Here is a 970-nt window from a genome sequence, read left to right on the forward strand (position 1 = left end):
CCAACCGCCTGGTCGGCATCCTCCACGGCTGCCTCAAGACCAGAACCCAGTACAACGAACACACCGCCTGGCCCCAGCTCACCGCCACCGCGGCTTGACGCCCCACACCATGGGATGTCTGACCTGCTCTCAGCGCCGGGCCATGGCGGCCGCGTACAGCGCGATCCCGGCCGCGACGCTGACGTTGAGCGACTCGGTGTCCCGATCGATCGGGATGCGGACGACGACGTCGCACTTCTCCCGCACCAGCCGGGACAGGCCGGTGCCCTCGGCGCCGACCACCAGGGCCACCGGATCGGCGAAGCCGTCGTAGTCGTGCAGCTCGACGTCGCCGTCACCGGCCAGGCCGACGGTCTGCAGGCCGGCGTCCTGGTAGGCCGCGAGGGCCCGCGGCAGGTTGACCGCGCGCGCCACCTTGATCCGGGCGGCAGCGCCGGCACTGGTCCGCCAGGCCGAGGCGGTCATGCCCACGGCGCGCCGCTGCGGCACCACGACGCCGTGCGCGTCGAAGGCCGCGGCGGACCGGACGACCGCACCCAGGTTGCGCGGATCGGTGACGCCGTCGAGCGCCACGATCAGGGGCGGGCGACCCGAGTCGCGCGCCACGTCGAGCAGGTCGTCGGGGTGGGCGTAGTCGTAGGGCGGCACCTGGAGGCCGATCCCCTGGTGCAGCGCCCCCTGGGACATCCGGTCGAACTCGGCCTTGCCGACCTCCAGCAGCGGCAGCCCCCGGTCGGCGGCCAGGGCCAGCGCCTCGGTGATCCGCTCGTCGGTCGTCCGGCCGGTGTCGCCGGTGACGATGTAGAGGGAGGTGGCCGGGATGCGGGCCCGGAGCGCCTCGACGACCGGGTTGCGACCGAGCAGCAGTTCGGGCTGCTCCTCGGCGCGCTGGCGCGCGCGGGCGCGGTCGGCCCGGGCCCGGGCCTCGGCGGCGGCCAGCCGCTGGGCCGGGTGGCCGGGGCGCGCCTCC

Annotated in this window: 1 protein-coding gene; it reads right to left on the minus strand. The window is 75.3% G+C overall.

Annotation, left to right across the window (positions count from 1 at the left end; translation table 11 throughout):
- Positions 1 to 129 precede the first annotated feature (129 nt).
- A partial coding sequence (rlmB, locus tag ABD644_RS22655) for a 23S rRNA (guanosine(2251)-2'-O)-methyltransferase RlmB (protein ID WP_344691635.1) occupies positions 130 to 970 on the minus strand: 841 nt, incomplete at its 5' end.

It is taken from the genome of Blastococcus jejuensis, assembly GCF_039534705.1.
Taxonomy (GTDB): domain Bacteria; phylum Actinomycetota; class Actinomycetes; order Mycobacteriales; family Geodermatophilaceae; genus Blastococcus_B; species Blastococcus_B jejuensis.